Source organism: Comamonas sp. 4034, assembly GCF_050434545.1.
GTDB lineage: Bacteria > Pseudomonadota > Gammaproteobacteria > Burkholderiales > Burkholderiaceae_C > Comamonas > Comamonas odontotermitis.
On record NZ_JBNDIT010000017.1, the window covers coordinates 40,136 to 55,990 of the forward strand.

The 15,855-nt window shown below is 64.3% G+C and carries 13 protein-coding genes; 4 read left to right on the forward strand and 9 right to left on the reverse strand.

Features of this window, described 5'->3' with window-relative positions; all coding sequences use genetic code 11:
* Window positions 1–42 precede the first annotated feature (42 nt).
* On the reverse strand, window positions 43–984 hold the full coding sequence (locus ABIE32_RS16975) for a CysB family HTH-type transcriptional regulator (RefSeq protein WP_429017853.1): 942 nt from the start codon (window positions 982–984) through the stop codon (window positions 43–45).
* 238 nt (window positions 985–1,222) lie between these two features.
* Window positions 1,223–1,615, reverse strand: coding sequence for a sirohydrochlorin chelatase (locus tag ABIE32_RS16980; RefSeq protein ID WP_429017854.1), 393 nt, complete (start codon window positions 1,613–1,615; stop codon window positions 1,223–1,225).
* Window positions 1,616–1,925: 310 nt separating this feature from the next.
* On the opposite strand from ABIE32_RS16980, the gene ABIE32_RS16985 reads away from it, so the two are divergent.
* The 4 genes from ABIE32_RS16985 (at window position 1,926) to ABIE32_RS17000 (ending at window position 9,367) form a co-directional block, all read left to right on the forward strand.
* A complete protein-coding gene (locus ABIE32_RS16985; protein ID WP_429017855.1) occupies window positions 1,926–3,227 on the forward strand; it encodes an efflux RND transporter periplasmic adaptor subunit in 1,302 nt (433 codons plus the stop codon).
* A gap of 26 nt (window positions 3,228–3,253) precedes the next feature.
* Entirely contained in the window at window positions 3,254–6,439 is a 3,186-nt protein-coding gene (locus ABIE32_RS16990) for an efflux RND transporter permease subunit (RefSeq protein ID WP_429017857.1), read from the forward strand.
* Window positions 6,440–6,447: 8 nt separating this feature from the next.
* Window positions 6,448–7,980, forward strand: a complete 1,533-nt coding sequence (locus ABIE32_RS16995) for an efflux transporter outer membrane subunit (RefSeq protein WP_429017858.1) — start codon at window positions 6,448–6,450, stop codon at window positions 7,978–7,980.
* A 181-nt stretch (window positions 7,981–8,161) separates the two neighbouring features.
* Window positions 8,162–9,367: an NAD(P)/FAD-dependent oxidoreductase gene (locus ABIE32_RS17000; protein WP_429017860.1), complete on the forward strand. Its 1,206-nt coding sequence runs from the start codon at window positions 8,162–8,164 to the stop codon at window positions 9,365–9,367.
* An 80-nt stretch (window positions 9,368–9,447) separates the two neighbouring features.
* Here ABIE32_RS17000 and ABIE32_RS17005 read toward each other — a convergent pair whose 3' ends face one another.
* The 7 genes from ABIE32_RS17005 to ABIE32_RS17035 form a co-directional block, all read right to left on the reverse strand.
* Complete coding sequence (locus ABIE32_RS17005) at window positions 9,448–9,834, reverse strand: antibiotic biosynthesis monooxygenase family protein (RefSeq protein ID WP_429017862.1); 387 nt, start codon at window positions 9,832–9,834, stop codon at window positions 9,448–9,450.
* A gap of 87 nt (window positions 9,835–9,921) precedes the next feature.
* Window positions 9,922–10,251 carry a ferredoxin FdxA gene (fdxA, locus tag ABIE32_RS17010; RefSeq protein WP_184710995.1) on the reverse strand — a complete coding sequence of 110 codons (330 nt, stop codon included), beginning with the start codon at window positions 10,249–10,251 and terminating at the stop codon, window positions 9,922–9,924.
* Between the two features lie 116 nt (window positions 10,252–10,367).
* Window positions 10,368–11,750: a sulfate adenylyltransferase subunit 1 gene (locus tag ABIE32_RS17015; protein WP_429017864.1), complete on the reverse strand. Its 1,383-nt coding sequence runs from the start codon at window positions 11,748–11,750 to the stop codon at window positions 10,368–10,370.
* A gap of 96 nt (window positions 11,751–11,846) precedes the next feature.
* Window positions 11,847–12,779: a sulfate adenylyltransferase subunit CysD gene (gene cysD, locus ABIE32_RS17020; RefSeq protein WP_429017865.1), complete on the reverse strand. Its 933-nt coding sequence runs from the start codon at window positions 12,777–12,779 to the stop codon at window positions 11,847–11,849.
* Between the two features lie 139 nt (window positions 12,780–12,918).
* Window positions 12,919–13,545 (reverse strand): phosphoadenosine phosphosulfate reductase family protein, encoded by a 627-nt coding sequence (locus ABIE32_RS17025; protein WP_429017867.1) that lies wholly within the window; start codon window positions 13,543–13,545, stop codon window positions 12,919–12,921.
* The gene (locus ABIE32_RS17030) at window positions 13,542–13,979 is read right to left on the reverse strand and encodes a DUF934 domain-containing protein (protein ID WP_429017869.1); all 438 of its coding nucleotides are present in this window, start codon (window positions 13,977–13,979) and stop codon (window positions 13,542–13,544) included. The genes ABIE32_RS17025 and ABIE32_RS17030 overlap by 4 nt, the downstream gene beginning before the upstream one ends.
* Before the next feature lie 21 nt (window positions 13,980–14,000).
* Window positions 14,001–15,788, reverse strand: coding sequence for a nitrite/sulfite reductase (locus ABIE32_RS17035; RefSeq protein WP_429017870.1), 1,788 nt, complete (start codon window positions 15,786–15,788; stop codon window positions 14,001–14,003).
* Window positions 15,789–15,855 lie beyond the last annotated feature (67 nt).

Genomic DNA, 15,855 nt, shown 5'->3' on the forward strand with positions numbered 1-15,855 from the left:
GCGCTGGCAGCTATCAATTCATGAGTATTTTAGGTGGCAACTTTACAGTTCGTAGTCCGCCACGTGACCGACCATGGCGCGGTCGATCAGGTCATGGCTCAGGCGGTCGCTCAGCAGTTCGGCAAACTTGTAGACGAAATTACGCATGTAGGCGCCGCGCTTGAAGGCCACGCGCGCCACGCTCTGGCCGAACAGGTAGCCCATGGGGCGTACGGCCAGATCCTTGATCGGGTCGTCGCGCATGGCCATCTCGGCCACGATGCCGATCCCCAGGCCCAGGCGCACATAGGTCTTGATCACGTCGGAGTCGATGGCCTCCAGCACGATACGGGGCTTGAGCTGGCGCGCCGCCATGGCCGCATCGATCTTGCCGCGCCCGGTAAAGCTCGGGTGGTAGGTGATCAACGGCTCACCCGCAATGTCTTCCAGCGTGATGCGTTCTTTCTGCGCCAGCGGATGCTGGTGCGGCATGACCAGCACGTGCTGCCATTCGTAGCAGGGCAGGGTGACGAGGTCGGGGTAGTCGGCCAGCGATTCGGTGGCCATGCCGATATCGGCCTGTTCGTCGATCACCATGCGGGCCACTTCGGCGGGCGTGGCCTGGTGCAGGCTGACGGTGACCTTGGGGTAGTGTTCGCGCAGTTTGGCTACAGGCGTGGGCAGCACATAGCGGGCCTGCGTGTGGGTGGTGGCAATCGAGAGCGTACCGCTGTCCTGCGTGCTGAACTGGTCGCCGATACGCTTCAGGTTACCCACTTCGCGCATGATGATCTCAATGCTCTTGAGCACCTGCTGGCCGGGTTCGGTAATGCGCTTCAAGCGCTTGCCGTGGCGGGCGAAGATGTCGATGCCCAACTCTTCCTCCAGCTCGATGATGGCCTTGGAGACGCCGGGTTGCGAGGTGTGCAGCGCCTTGGCAGCCTCGGTCAGGTTGAGGTTGCGGCGCGCGGCCTCTTGCACGAAGCGGAACTGATGCAGGTTCATAAAAGATTCGGCCTGCGCCCAGCGGCTGGGTGCGCGCGTCACACAGGTCCTACAAGATTATGGAATATTGATCTGCATCATTATGCTTCATTGGAATATAAACGCCAGTGATATCGATAGAACACCGAAACTCTGCCGGGGTTAGGCAGGCCGATGCCGCAGGTGGCGCCTTGAGCGCAGGCGCAGCGGCGCACCGGCGCAGCGGCATCGCAAAGCCACAAGACCGCGGCGCGGGGTTTCAGCTTTGCAGATAGCCGGCGGCCATGCTCGCCAGCAACTGCATCACGCGGTCGTCTTCACCCATGGCGGGCACGATGGTCAGGGCCATCTGCGGAAATTGCGGTGCCGTGCGCTGCACCAGGGCGGGAATGTCGTCACGCGCATGTTTGCCCACGCCAAACAGCAGCGGCCAGATGGTGACTTGGGTCAATCGAGGGTGCTGCAGCACCAGGTGTTCCAAGGCGGCGCCCAGCGCGGGCTCGCACCAGTCCAGATAGGCACAGGCGACCGCCGCCTGCGGCCTGTCCCGCTTTACCAGGGCCAGCAGCCGTTCGGCATTGCCGCGCCAGACGGGGTCCTTGGAGCCATGCGAGAGCAGAATCAGTCCGGATGCGGGGGCAGAAATGGGCATGGAGCGCTCCTTGGGGCAAAAGGGGGCAGCCCGGTGAAACAGGCTGGCCGTATGGAAAGCGGGGTAACTCTGTGGTGAAAAAAGAAACCGGTGTCAGCAAGGTGACTTGAAGGGAACCTTTGCGCATTATCGCTTTCCCATAGAGCGTTGCAGTGCCTGTATCGCAGGGATACAGGCTGTAGCAGAATGTGTGATTCGCCGGGGCGCCGCATTGCAGCATGCGCAAGCCAATCCGCTGGCGGGCTTTACATTTCCTACATATTAAGCTGCAAAAATAGTAGTTTGCTCTCTACCAAAATCACCACCGATGATGCTGGATGCCCATTCTCCCTCACGCCACACCATGGTTGCTTCTGCCCCTCAGCATCCAGCCCTTCCGCTTTCATCTTCCGGCTGGCGCAGTGTTGCCGCTGTAGCAGCCATCGCCTTGCTGGCGGCATGTTCCGAGAAGAAGGCGGTCGAGGCGCCTGCAGCCAAGGCGACCGAGGTGGGCATCATTACCGTGCAGCCAACTGCGCAGAGCCTGATGGCCGAGTTGCCGGGCCGCACCAGCGCCTTCATGATGGCCGACATTCGGCCCCAGGCCAACGGCATCGTCGAAAAGCGCCTGTTCACCGAGGGCGCGCAGGTCAAGGCCGGGCAGGTGCTCTACCAGTTGGATGACCGCTCGGCCACCGCCGCCGTCAACAGCGCCCAGGCAGCCGTTGCCAAAGCCAAGGCCACTGCGCAGACTGCGCGCAGCAATGCAGCGCGCAATGCCGAGTTGGTGAAGATCGACGCGATCAGCCGCCAGGTATACGACGACAGCCAGGCCGCAGTCGCGCAGACTGCATCCGATGTCGCCGTGGCACAGGCCGCGCTCGACAACGCCAAGGTCAACCTGCAGTACACCCGCATCACATCGCCCATCAGTGGCCGGGTCAGCACCTCTTCGGTAACGCCGGGCGCGCTGGTCACGGCCAACCAGACGGCGCCGCTCACCACCGTGGTGCAGCTCGATCCGATGTATGTGGATTTCACGCAGTCGAGTACCGAGATGCTGCAGCTGCAGCGCGATCTGGCGGCCGGGCGCTTCCAGAAGGTGGATGGCGACCAGATTCCGGTGCGCATCCGCCTTGATGACGGCACCCAGTACCCCCACACCGCCAAGCTCAAGTTTGCGGGCGTCATCGTCAACGCTACCACCGGCACCGTCACCCTGCGCGCGCAGGTGCCCAACCCCGATGGCATGCTGATGCCCAATATGTATGTGCAGGCCCTGCTGCCCACGGCAGTGGCGCCTGATGCGCTGCTGGTGCCGCAGCAGTCGGTGACCCGCGATCTGACCGGCCGCGCCAGTGTGATGGTGGTGAGCCAGGACGACAAGATCGAGAAGCGTCCCCTGGAGATTGACCGTGCCATCGGCAACCAGTGGTTGGTGGGCAGCGGCCTCAAGGCGGGCGAGCGTGTGGTGGTGGATGGTTTTCAGCGTGTGAAGGTCGGCGACAAGGTGAACCCCACCGTGATTGACCTCCAGGCCAAGGCTGACAAGCCACGCAGCCCGGGAAGAGCGCCTGGTGAGGCGGCCGCACCTGCCACGCCCGCTGCTTCTGCGCCTGCAGCTGGCAAATAAGAAGCAAGAAGAAAAAGGCTGCACCCATGGCACAGTTCTTTATCCAGCGCCCCATCTTTGCATGGGTGATCGCTATCGTCATCATGCTGGGCGGCGCCTTGTCCATTTTCAAGCTGCCGCTTGAGCAATACCCCGAGATCGCGCCACCACGCGTGACGATTGGCGCCCAGTACACCGGTGCCTCGGCTGAAACGGTGGAAAACTCCGTCACCCAGATCATCGAGCAGCAGATCAAGGGCATCGACAACATGCTCTACATGAGCTCGTCGAGCAGCGCGTCCGGCCAGGCGCGGATCACGCTCACCTTTGCGCCCGGCACCAATGTGGACGTTGCCCAGGTGCAGGTGCAGAACAAGATCCAGGGCGCCCTGAACCGCCTGCCCGATGCGGTCAAGAGCCGGGGCGTCTTCATCAACAAGGGCGGCCAGGATTTTCTGGTCACCTACAGCTTCTACTCCAAGGATCCCTCGATCACCGAGGTGGACATTGGCGACTACATCAACTCCAACCTAGTCGATGTGATCGGCCGCATCGAAGGGGTGGGGGACGTCAACGTCTTCGGCACCTTCTACGCCATGCGGGTGTGGATGGACCCTGCCAAGCTGGAAAAGTACGGTCTCGTGCCCTCCGATCTGGTCAACGCGCTCAATGCGCAGAATGCCCAGGTCTCAGCGGGCCAGCTGGGGGCCTTGCCCGCCGTTCAGAACCAGCAGCTCAATGCCACCATCACGGCGCGCACCAAGCTCAAAACGGTGGACCAGTTCGAGAACATCGTGCTCAAGGCTGCCACCGACGGCTCGGTTGTCACCATCGCCGATGTGGCGCGGGTGGAGCTGGGCGCCGACAACCTCTCCATCCAGGCCAAGCTCAACGGCATGCGCGGCGCGGGCATGGGCATCATCCTGGCCGACGGCGCCAACGCCATGGCGGTATCGGATGCCGTGGCCGCCAAGCTGGCGGAGATGAAGCCGTTCTTCCCCAACCAGATCGAATACTTCGTCAGTTCGGACTCGACCCCCTTTGTGCGCGCCTCGATCCATGAGGTGGTGAGTGCGCTGGGCGAGGCCATGGTGCTGGTGGTGATCGTGATGTTCATCTTCCTGCAGAACCTGCGCGCCACCCTGATTCCTGCGATTGCCGTGCCAGTGGTGCTGCTGGGCACCTTCGGCGTGCTGTCCATCGCGGGTTATTCCATCAACACCCTGACCATGTTTGCCATGGTGCTGGCCATTGGCCTGTTGGTGGACGATGCCATCGTGGTGGTCGAGAACGTCGAGCGCGTGATGCATGAGACGGGCCTGTCCGCCAAGGAGGCCACCAAGCTCTCCATGCGCGAAATCACCCCGGCCCTGGTAGGCATTGGCGTCACACTGTCGGCGGTATTCGTGCCCATGGCGTTCTTTGGCGGCTCGACCGGAGTGATCTACCGCCAGTTCTCCATCACCATCGTCGCGGCCATGGCGCTGTCGGTGTTTGTGGCGCTGACGCTGACACCCGCGCTGTGCGCCACCATCCTCAAAGCCCCGCAAGAGGATGCGCACCACGAGCGCGCTGTGCGCCGGGGCCTGATGGGTGTGAGCGACCGGTTCTTCCGCTGGTTCAACCGCAGCTTTGACGCCACCGCCAGCCGCTACCAGAGCACGGTGGCCTACAGCCTGCGCCGCGCCAAGCGCATGATGCTGATTTTCGTGGCCGTGCTGGCCGCCATCTGGATCGTGGCACGCGTGCTGCCCACGTCCTTCCTGCCGGACGAAGACCAGGGCTTTCTGTACGTCAACGTCAACCTGCCCGCAGGCGCTGCCGACGCCCGATTGCAGGACGTGCTGGACGAGGTGCGCGACTACCTGCTGGACCAGCCCGACATCATCAGTTTCAACCAGGTATCGGGGCTGAACGGAGACCAGAGCTCGGCACGCGGCTTCATCCGCCTGAAACCGTGGGATGAGCGTCCCCTGGCCAGCCAGGCGGCCAATGCCATCGCCTTCAAGGCCAACAAGGATCTGGCGCGCATCCGCGATGCCCGCGTCTATGTGATGATGCCGCCCGCCGTGCGGGGCCTGGGGTCCAACGCGGGCTTCAACTTCATGATCAAGGACGTCAACGGCCTGGGGCACAGCGCCTTGCTGGCCGCCACCAACAAGGTTCTGGACGAAGCCCGCAAAAGCAACCTGCTGACAGCCGTGCGCACCACCAACCTCGACGACGCCAGCGAGCTGCGCGTGGAGGTGGACGACCGCAAGGCTGCGGCGCTGGGCCTGTCGTACAACGACATCAACAGCACGCTCTCCAGCGCCATGGGCGGCACCTATGTGAACGATTTCCTGAACAATGGCCGCGTCAAGCGCGTGTATGTGCAGGGCGACGCCAAGTACCGCATGCTGCCGCAGGACATTGGCCAGTGGACGGTGCGCAACAACAAGGGCGAAATGGTGCCTTTCAGCGCCTTTGCCAGCAGCCACTGGGCCTATGGCTCGCCGCAGCTGCTGCGCTACAACGGCGCTCCGGCCTATGAAATCATCGGTAGCTCCGCGCCCGGTGTGAGCTCGGGTGTGGCCATGCAGACCATCGAGGACATCCTCAAGCAGCTGCCGCCCGGCATTGGTTACGAATGGACGGGCGCCTCGCTGCAGGAGCGCCAGTCGGGTGCGCAGGCGCCCATGCTGTACGCCATCTCGATCCTGTTCGTCTTCCTGTGCCTGGCTGCGCTGTACGAAAGCTGGACGGTGCCGCTGTCGGTGATGCTGGCGGTGCCGCTGGGCGTCATCGGCGCACTGCTGGCCACCTATACGCGCGGGCTGACGAATGACGTGTACTTCCAGGTTGGTCTGCTCACCACGGTGGGGCTGGCCGCGAAGAACGCCATTCTGATCGTGGAATTTGCCGTGCAGCTGCAAGAGCAGGGCAAGAGCGTGTTCGATGCCGTGGTGGCCGCCGTGCGGCTGCGGCTGCGTCCCATTCTGATGACCTCACTGGCATTTGGCTTTGGCGTGATACCGCTGGCCATCGGCACCGGCGCCGGTGCAGCCGGCCGCGTGGCCATCGGCACGGCGGTGCTGGGCGGCATGGTGGCTTCCACCTTGCTGGGCATCTTCATGGTGCCGGTGTTCTTCCTGCTGATACGCAGCTGGTTCCGCTCGCGCAGCCGCCATGAGGAGGCTGCACCACCCGCAACCGCAACCGCTAACGCGCACCCGGTGGAGGGCGCGCAATGATTCCGAGCATGAAGACTGTCTGCCCCTCTGCCTTGCGCCTGCCGCTTGCCCTGCTGGCGGCCGGGTTGCTGAGCGCCTGCAACCTCGCGCCGATCTACCAGCGCCCTGATGCACCCGTGCCTGCCACGCTGGATGGCGCGCTGTCTGCCGTGCCCGACGAGTTTTCGGTGGAGCCCGTCTCTGCCAGCGAATGGCGCATGCTGCCCTGGCAGCAGTGGGTGGAAGACGCCCGGCTGCGCCAGTTGATGGAGACGGCGCTGCAGAACAACCGCGACCTGCGCGTTGCCATCGCCAATATCGAAAAGGCGCGTGCGCAGTACGGGGTGCAGCGGGCAGACCAGTTGCCTACCCTCAATGCCAGCGGCCAGGCCAGCCGTACGCGCACGGCAGACGACCTGCGCTCGGCCAGCGCGGGCTCCTCCACGGCGAACCAGTTCAATGTGCAACTGGGCCTGGCCAGCTACGAGCTGGATTTCTGGGGCCGCGTGCGCAACCTGAGCGAATCGGCGCTGCAGCAGTACCTGCAGATCGAAGAAAACCGCCGCAGCGTGCAACTGGGCCTGATCACCGACATCAGCAACGCCTGGATCACGCTGGCCAGCGACCAGCAGCGCCTGCAACTGGCGCGCGACACTCTGGCCACGCGCGAGCATGGCTACAGCCTCGTGCAGCGCATGCACCAGTTGGGCGCCACCAATGGACTGGTGCTGGCACAGAACCAGACGGCGGTGGAGACCGCGCGCAACGACGTGGCGGCCTATGAATCGCAGGTGCAGCGCGACCGCAATGCCCTGCAACTGCTGGTAGGTGGCCCGGTTTCTGCCGATATGCTGCCGCAGGCGCCTGCGGCGTCGCTCACGGCCCTGGATCTGAAAAAGGCGGGCTCCGGCCAACTGCTCGACGGCGCTACGCCCAAGGTGGCCACGCAGGCTGCCACCACGGCAATGACGCAGGTGCCCGCGCGCCTGTCATCCACCGTGCTGCTGGCGCGGCCCGACATTGCGGCTGCCGAACACAGCCTGCAGGCCCAGTACGCCAGCATTGGCGCGGCGCGTGCGGCCTTCTTCCCCACCATCAGCCTGACGGCCAACGTGGGCACGGGCAGCAACGAACTCAGCGGCCTGTTTGAAGGCGGCAACCGCGCCTGGAGCTTTGTGCCGCAGATCCGCCTGCCCATTTTTGACAACGGCCGTAACCAGGCGAATCTTGATATTGCGCAAGCCAACCGCGATGTGGCGCTTGCGCAGTACGAAAAGGCCATCCAGACCGCTTTCCGCGAAGTGAACGATGCCCTGGCCGACCGCATCACCATGCAGCGCAGGCTGGACTCTCAGACTGCCCTGGTGGCATCGGCCAGCCGCGTGCTGGAGCTGTCGCAGGCGCGCTTCAAGGCGGGGGCGGACGACTTCCTCACCGTGCTGGATGCGCAACGCAGCCTGTATGCCGCGCAGCAGACGCAGATCACCTTGCTGCAGGCCGAGCAGGTCAACCGCATTGCGCTGTACAAGGCGCTAGGCGGCGGGGTCGATCCCGTACAGTAAGATAAAAAAGTGAGCTGCCCACGCATGCAGGTATTGGTTTTGAAGGGAATTATTGCCAGACAATCAATAACGGCAAGCGCGGGTAGCTCTGCTTTTTGAAAAACTGCTTCGGGTAGCGCAGCTCGGCACATGCATATGCGCAAAGCCATCAAGGCCAAGGCAGCTGCACTACCATCGGGCTATGACCGATACACAGCGCCCCGAAACCGTTCCCGATGCCCCGATTGCCGCCACTGAAGCCACGTCAGCCGTTTCCGGTGTTGATGCACCGGCTGCGCAGGAGGTGGATGCGCTCATCATCGGTGCCGGGCCGGTAGGGCTCTTCACCGCTTTCCAGCTCGGGTTGCAGGGCGTGCAGGCGCATATCTGCGACACCTTGCCCGTCATGGGAGGGCAGTGCATCGAACTGTATGCCGACAAGCCCATCTACGACATCCCTGGCATTCCGCTGTGCACCGGCCGCGAACTGGCCACCAGGCTGCAGCAGCAGATTGCACCTTTTGCCCCCGTCTTCCACCCCCGCACCCAGGTGGCCCAGATACAGGCCCAGGGCGATGGCCGCTGGCGCGTGCAATTGCAGGGCCAGGAGCCTGCGCCGGATGGCGGCGATGGAACCACGTGGCTGCTGGCCAGAGCCATTTTTGTGACAGCCGGGGTGGGCGCCTTTGTGCCCAAGCAGCTGCGTCTGCCCGGCATTGACGCGCTGGTAGGGCGGCAGGTGTTCTACCACCCGGATCTGGGCGAAGCCTGGGTGTCGCAGCAGGCGGCGGCGCTGGCTGCATCCAAGGCGCCAAAGATCGTGGTGCATGGCGGAGACGAGGCCGCCGTGCAGGCGGCCGTCACCGCTGCGCAGCACCCGTTGCTTGCCTCGGTGTCGGTTGTCTTGCTGCACCGGCGCGACCAGTTCAGCGCGCCGCAGGCCCTGCTGGATGCTCTGGCGGCCTTGCGCGCCAGCGGCCGCGTGGAGGTGGTAGTTGGCATGCCGCAGAGTCTGGAGGTGGCTGAAGACGGCGCGGCTGCGCGCCTGCAGGCCATGGCGTACATCGATGCGGACGGCCAGGACCAGCGCCTGCCTTGCGACCAGCTATGGGTATGCCAGGGCATCTCGCCCAAGCTCGGGCCGCTGCTGGAATGGGGTCTGGCGATCGAGAAAAAGCAGCTGCAGGTGGCGACCGACAGCTTTGCCACCAGCGCCGCGGGCATCTACGCGGCTGGCGATATCGTCAGCTACCCCGGCAAGCGCAAGCTGATCCTGAGCGGGTTCTACGAGGCCACGATGGCGGCCATGGCAGCCATCGAATACCTGCGCGGCGAAAAGCTGCTGCTCGAATACACCACGACGAGCAAGCGCCTGCATGAGCGGCTGGGGGTGTCGCACCCGGATTGATGGCGCCGCTCCGGCAGCGCCTGCTGCTTTAGAACGTGTTTACGATCTCCTCGCGCCGCGTAGAGATCGTAAACACGTTCTCAGCGCTTTCCGTAAGCGCGTTCTACCTTGGCTACCCGCACCTCGTAGTGCTCGTACCAGCGCTCTGCGCCTGCGCGCTGGGCGGCCAGGTGGTCGGCGTTGGCTTTCCAGGCGGCGATGTCGGCTTCGGTTTCCCAGTAGGCAACGGTAATGCCCAGGCCATCGGCGCCACGTGTGCTTTCTGCGCCTAAAAAGCCGGGCTGTTGCTGGGCGAGGGCCTCCATCTGATCGGCCATGTTGCCGTAGGCGTCGTTTTCAGTCGCGGTGCGCTGCGAGGTAAAAATGACTGCGTAATAAGGGGGCTGAGGCGTTTTTGCGAATCGGGAGTTGCTCACGGTACACCTGTTGGCAAGAGCGGGCGGGGCGGGAACCCCGTGCGCGCCCATGGCACGAGGTGGAGAAACTTATGGCCTTGACGGGGCAGGCCCAATAAAAAAGCCAGCTGGCAGGCTGGCTTGTCGAGGTGCTGGCGATCAGCGGATCAGATCCTTGATCTTGCCGGGCTGGCCGTTGGCTTCATCGGCGCCTTCAAGCGGCGTCTTGCGCTTGGTGATGCTCTTCCAGCCGTCCGCCAGGGCCAGCTCGGCGTTCAGCTTGATGAAGGCGATCTGGTCGGCTGGCACATCTTCTTCTGCGTAGATGGCGTTGGCCGGGCACTCGGGAATGCAGACGGCGCAGTCGATGCATTCGTCCGGATCGATGGTGAGGAAGTTCGGGCCTTCGCGGAAGCAGTCAACAGGGCAGACGTCTACACAGTCGGTGTATTTGCACTTGATGCAGTTTTCGGTGACGACGTGGGTCATGGAATTTATTTACGCCAGTGGTTCAGACAAACAGCGGGAATTTTACGATTTTTGTGCAAGAGCACATAGAGCGTACTTGAATACCGTGGTTTTCGGGTACGGGATGGGGGACATGTTCATTCCACGAGCACGGCCGCAGCCGTGCTGTTGGAGGCCGGGTCCACCAGAATCAGCGAACCCAGTTCGCGCGAGCGGGCAAAGGGCGCTGCCGGAATCGCCTCCTGCAGCGTGATCTCGACGCGACCGATGGCATTGGGCTCCAGTTGCTCGGCGGCCTGGCGCTCCAGCGTGTTGATGTCCAGCCGGTGCAGCACCTTGCGCACCTTGGCCTTGATCCAGCGGCGGCCATGCAGGGCCTGGTACACGCGGCCTGGCACCAGGGGCTCGTTGTCCATCCAGGCCACGGTGGCGGTGATCTCGCGGGTGGCGGGCCAGGCGGCCTGCTCGGCAGGGGCGTCAAAGTCGTCGTCGGTGGCCGCAGCGGCCAGGGGCGCGGCAATCAACCAGTCGCCGCGCGATACGTCCACCTCGCGGTCGAGCGCGATGCCCGCGCTCTGGCCTGCGCCGCGGCTTTTGGCCTGGCGGGTGTGGTCGAGCACCTGGGCCACGGTGGCGCGCTGGCCGCTGGGCAGGATCTGCACGGCGGTGCCCACGGCGACGTCGCCGGTGGCGACCTTGCCCCAGAACACGCGGCGCCCCTGGCTGGTGTCGGCAGAAGACGAGAACTTTTCCACCCACTGCACGGCAAAGGCAAAGGGCTGGCCGGTATCGGCAGGCGTTGCGGGGAGCTTTTCCAGCAGTTGCAGCAGGCTGGGGCCCTGGTAGCCGGCCCAGTCGGCATGGGGCGTCACCACATTCCAGCCCTTGAGCGCCGACACGGGCACGGTGGCCGCCACGGTGATGCCCGCTGCCTGCGCAAAGGTGGCAAGCGCATTGCGGATGTTGGCAAAGGCGAGGGCCGGGTCGTCCACGGCGTCGAGCTTGTTGACGGCAAACACCAGGGCATTGACGCGCAGCAGGTGCACCAGCAGGCTGTGGCAGCGGGTCTGGGCCAGCAGCGGCAGCTGGGGGTTTTTCCAGTCGAGCTTGGTGGCATCGACCAGCACCACGGCGGCATCGGCGCTGGAGGCGGCGGTGACCATGTTGCGGGTGTATTGCTCGTGGCCGGGCGCATCGCCAATGATGAACTTGCGCGCTTCGGTGGCAAAGTAGCGGTAGGCCACGTCGATGGTGATGCCTTGCTCGCGCTCGGCGGACAGGCCATCGGTCAGCAGCGCCAGATCGGTTTCGCCGCCACGCTGTACGCCAGCGAGGTGATCCTGCAGCACCGATTTGCTGTCAACCAGCAGGCGGCCGATCAGCGTGGATTTGCCATCATCGACCGAGCCGCAGGTAATGAAGCGCAGCGCAGAGGCATTGCCTGCCGGTTTTGCATCATTTGGGCTGCCGGCGCCCGATGGTTGGGCGGTGGCTGCTATTGAAGTAATGGTTTCTGTCATCGCATTCATCTCAGTGATTCAGGCATTGGGCGTGGCGCATCGATGCAGCACTGCCGAGGGCAGAACCGCCCAGCAGCGCCTCAGAAGGGCATGCTCCTAAAAATATCCGTCTTTCTTGCGCTTTTCCATCGAGGCGTCGCTGGTCTTGTCGTCCATGCGGGTGGCACCGCGCTCGCTCACTTCGGCCGTCAGGGTTTCGAGCACGATGTCGGCGGCCGTTGCTGCGTCGCTCTCCACCGGGCAGGTGCAGGTGATGTCGCCCACGGTGCGAAAGCGCACGGTGCGCTGTTCCACCGATTCGCCGTCCCTGGGCGGTGTGAGCGCGGTCACGGGCACCAGCAGGCCCTTGCGCTCGACCACATCGCGCTCATGGGCGTAGTACAGGCTGGGCAGGGCGATTTTTTCGCGGTCAATGTACTGCCACACGTCCAGCTCGGTCCAGTTGCTGATCGGGAAGACGCGGAAATGCTCGCCGGGCGCCAGGCGCGTGTTGAACAGCGTCCACAGCTCGGGGCGCTGCGCCTTGGGCTGCCACTGGCCAAAGCTGTCGCGGTGGGAGAAGATGCGCTCCTTGGCGCGGGCCTTTTCCTCGTCGCGGCGCGCACCGCCAATCAGCGCGTCGAAGCGGAACTCCTCAATGGCTTCGAGCAGCGTGACCGACTGGTGCACATTGCGCGATTCACCGGGGTGCGACAGGCGCACCGTGCCGCGTGCCATGGAGTCTTCGACACTGCGCACAATCAGCTCGGCGCCCAGCTCCTGGGCGCGAAAATCGCGGAAATCGGTCACCTCGGGGAAGTTGTGGCCGGTGTCGATCATCAGCAGTGGGTAGGGGATGCGGCCCGCGCCGAACGCTTTTTCCGCGCACTTGAGCATGACCAGCGAATCCTTGCCGCCGGAGAACAGCAGGGCGGGGCGCTCGAAGGCGGCCGCCACCTCGCGCAGGATGAAGATGGTTTCCTCTTCCAGCGCATCCAGATGCTGGTTGCTCAGGTGGCTGAGCACATCGGTTTCAACACGGGCATTCATTTGTTTTTCCAATACTTTCAAAACTGGCGCGCTCTAAGCGAGGGCAGCTGCGCAAGGGTCGCCCCGCCGCGCTGGCTGCGTCCCCCTCCCGCGTAGCGAGAGAGGGGGAAGACGCGAAGTGGCTCAGGGGGTGTCATGTTCAATGCGCCAAGTGCAGGCCGCATTCGCGCTGCGCTTCGCCCTTGGTCGGGTCCACATAGTCGAAGTTGTTGGGCAGACCGTGCTTTTCGCAGTAGTCATACAGATCCTTGGACGACCAGTGCAGCAGCGGCGCTACCTTGATGAGGCCATCGGGGTTGATGCTGACCGGCTCCATCTGGGCGCGCACGGCGCTGTCAGTGGCGCGCAGTGCGGTGAACCAGACCTGGGGCGCCGTCTCGCGCAGGGCCCGGGCAAAGGGTTCGAGCTTGACTTCTTCAGTGAAGGCTGCGTGGCGCGGGTCATCGAGCGCGGGCGTGGGGCCCTCGACCGCTTCGCGGTGCGCACGAGAGCGCAGCGGCAGGTAGGTGCGCAGGTTGAGCCCCAACTGCCGCGTCACCTCGTCGGCAAAGCGGTAGGTGGCTTCGGTGTTGTAGCCGTTGTCCATCCAGATGACGGGCACATCAGGCTGCACCTGCGCCACCATGTGCAGGATCACTGCCTCGAACGGACGGAAGTTGGTGGTGACGATGGCGCTTTTGCCCAGGCCCAGGGCCCACTGCACGAGGCCGGGTGCATTGTGGCCGAGTTCGGTGTTGACCTGGGAGAGGTTCAGGCTGCTGCTCATGCGGCCTCCCCGGTGATAGCAGCGGTAGTGGCTGCAGTAGCGGCAGCGTCGCGGGCAAAGTGCGGACGCGGCTGCAGTGCATCGCCCTGGTAGAAGCCGCTGAAGCGGGCAAACTGGCGCTCTGCGGCGGCGGGGTCGATGCCTTCGGCCAGCACGGCGCTGGTGAAGCCGCTGCGGGCCATCTGTACCAACTGGTCAATCAACACGTCGCCGGTGGCGCGGATGTCGCCAGCAAAGCCGTAGCGGCGGCGCAGCAGCACGGCCTGGCTGAACGCGCGGCCATCGGTGAACTTGGGAAAGTTCAGCTCGACCCGCTCCACGCCTTGCAATGCGCCGCTCGCTGCGATCTCGGCGAGTTCGGCGTCGTTGGCAATGACCAGGGTCTTTTCAACATCGGCGCTTGTAGTGACTGCGCTGGCAGCAATGATTTTCATAGTGTTTTCTCGGTGACAGCGTTATTCGGCAATGGCTTCTTCGGCCTTGGGGTGGCGTGCGGCATTGGCGGCGGCCTTGAACGGGTCGTGGCCGATGCGGCGCAGCGCGTCGATGAAGAATTCACCCGGCTTGCGCAGTTCGCGGAAGGTGGAGAGCATGGCTTCGATCACATCGGGCACTTCGGCCGCCGAGAACGAGGGGCCGACCACCTTGCCCGGGATGGCTGGGCCGGAGAGCGTGGTGCCGTCGGCGCCGCCCAGGGTGATCTGGTACCACTCCTTGCCGTCCTTGTCGACGCCCAGGATGCCAATGTGGCCGCTGTGGTGGTGGCCGCAACTGTTGATGCAGCCGCTCATGTGCAGGTCGATGGGGCCGAGGTCGAACACCTCGTCCAGATCCTGGTAGCGCTCGGTCAGTGCTGCCGCAATGGGCAGCGAGCGGGCGTTGGCCAGCGCGCAGTAGTCGCCGCCGGGGCAGGCGATCATGTCGGTCAGCAGGCCGATGTTGGGCTGGGCCAGGCCCAGATTGCGTGCCGCTTCATACAGCGCGGGTAAGTCGCTTTCATGCACCCAGGGCAGCAGCAGGTTCTGCTCGTGCGTCAGGCGTGCTTCGCCCGCCGAGAACTGGTCGGCCAGCTGGGCCAGGGCGTCAATGGTGTCGGCGTCGGCATCGCCCGGGGCAAAGCCCACGCGCTTGAACGACAGCCCCACGGAGCGCAGGCCTGGCAGGCGATGGCCGCGCACGTTTTGCTGCAGCCAGCGCTGGTAGAGCTGGCCGTCCGTCTTGACGCTGGAAGGCAGGTTGGCGGGCTGAAGCGCAGGCACCACGAAATTGGCGCTCACGCGGTCCAGCTCGGCCTGGGTGATGGTGTGCGGCGCGCCGTCCTGCTCCACAATGGCGCGGTACTCGGCTTCCACCGCGTCGATGAACTTCTGGCCCTCGGCCTTGACCAGGATCTTGATGCGGGCCTTGTACTTGTTGTCGCGCCGTCCGTAGATGTTGTAGACGCGGATCACGGCCTCGATGTAGTTGAGCATCTGGTGCCAGGGCAGGAACTCGCGCACCACGGTGCCAATCACCGGGGTGCGGCCCATGCCGCCGCCCACCTTGACGATGAAGCCGACCTCGCCCGCATCGTTGCGCACGGTCTGCAGGCCGATGTCGTACCAGCCGGTGGCGGCGCGGTCTTCGGCAGAGCCGTTGAGCGACATCTTGAACTTGCGCGGCAGAAAGGCGAACTCGGGGTGCAGCGTACTCCACTGGCGCAGAATTTCGGCAAAGGGGCGTGCATCGGCCACGCTGTCTTGCGCAATGCCTTCGTACGCCTCGCAGTTGATGTTGCGCATGGCGTTGCCACTGGTCTGGATGCCGTGCATGCCCACGCTGGCCAGCAGGTCCATCACATCGGCAGCCTTGGTGATGGGAATCCAGTTGAACTGCACGTTGGTGCGCGTGGTGAAGTGGCCGTAACCGTACTTCAGCGGCGCAGCGGCCAGGGTGAGGCCGGGCTGGGCGGCCTGCAACTGGTCCTGCGTGGTCTGGGCATGGGCCAGCAGCTCGGGCGTGGGCTTGTCGTATTCGCGGGCAATGTGGGCCAGCATGCGCAGCTGGGCGCTGTTGATTTCGCCATAGGGCACGGCAATGCGGGCCATGGGCGCATAGCGCTGGATGTACCAGCCGTTTTGCAGGCGCAGCGGCAGCAATTGCTCGTCGGTCAGCTCACCGCGCTGCCAGCGTTCGAGCTGGTCGCGGAACTGCTGGGCGCGGAGTTGGACGAATTCGCGGTCGAAAGAGGTGTATTGGTACATCGTGGTGCAAGGTTTGCTAGGCCCGGACCGGAGAAGCTGCCCCGCAATGGCGACGGCTGTCCGGCTG

Bases quoted from the DNA above. Each gene is read 5' to 3' on its own strand.
- ABIE32_RS16975 (WP_429017853.1), bottom strand. From the start codon at position 984: ATGAACCTGCATCAGTTCCGCTTCGTGCAAGAGGCCGCGCGCCGCAAC.
- ABIE32_RS16980 (WP_429017854.1), bottom strand. From the start codon at position 1,615: ATGCCCATTTCTGCCCCCGCATCCGGACTGATTCTGCTCTCGCATGGC.
- ABIE32_RS16985 (WP_429017855.1), top strand. From the start codon at position 1,926: ATGCTGGATGCCCATTCTCCCTCACGCCACACCATGGTTGCTTCTGCC.
- ABIE32_RS16990 (WP_429017857.1), top strand. From the start codon at position 3,254: ATGGCACAGTTCTTTATCCAGCGCCCCATCTTTGCATGGGTGATCGCT.
- ABIE32_RS16995 (WP_429017858.1), top strand. From the start codon at position 6,448: ATGAAGACTGTCTGCCCCTCTGCCTTGCGCCTGCCGCTTGCCCTGCTG.
- ABIE32_RS17000 (WP_429017860.1), top strand. From the start codon at position 8,162: ATGACCGATACACAGCGCCCCGAAACCGTTCCCGATGCCCCGATTGCC.
- ABIE32_RS17005 (WP_429017862.1), bottom strand. From the start codon at position 9,834: ATGGGCGCGCACGGGGTTCCCGCCCCGCCCGCTCTTGCCAACAGGTGT.
- fdxA (WP_184710995.1), bottom strand. From the start codon at position 10,251: ATGACCCACGTCGTCACCGAAAACTGCATCAAGTGCAAATACACCGAC.
- ABIE32_RS17015 (WP_429017864.1), bottom strand. From the start codon at position 11,750: ATGACAGAAACCATTACTTCAATAGCAGCCACCGCCCAACCATCGGGC.
- cysD (WP_429017865.1), bottom strand. From the start codon at position 12,779: ATGAATGCCCGTGTTGAAACCGATGTGCTCAGCCACCTGAGCAACCAG.
- ABIE32_RS17025 (WP_429017867.1), bottom strand. From the start codon at position 13,545: ATGAGCAGCAGCCTGAACCTCTCCCAGGTCAACACCGAACTCGGCCAC.
- ABIE32_RS17030 (WP_429017869.1), bottom strand. From the start codon at position 13,979: ATGAAAATCATTGCTGCCAGCGCAGTCACTACAAGCGCCGATGTTGAA.
- ABIE32_RS17035 (WP_429017870.1), bottom strand. From the start codon at position 15,788: ATGTACCAATACACCTCTTTCGACCGCGAATTCGTCCAACTCCGCGCC.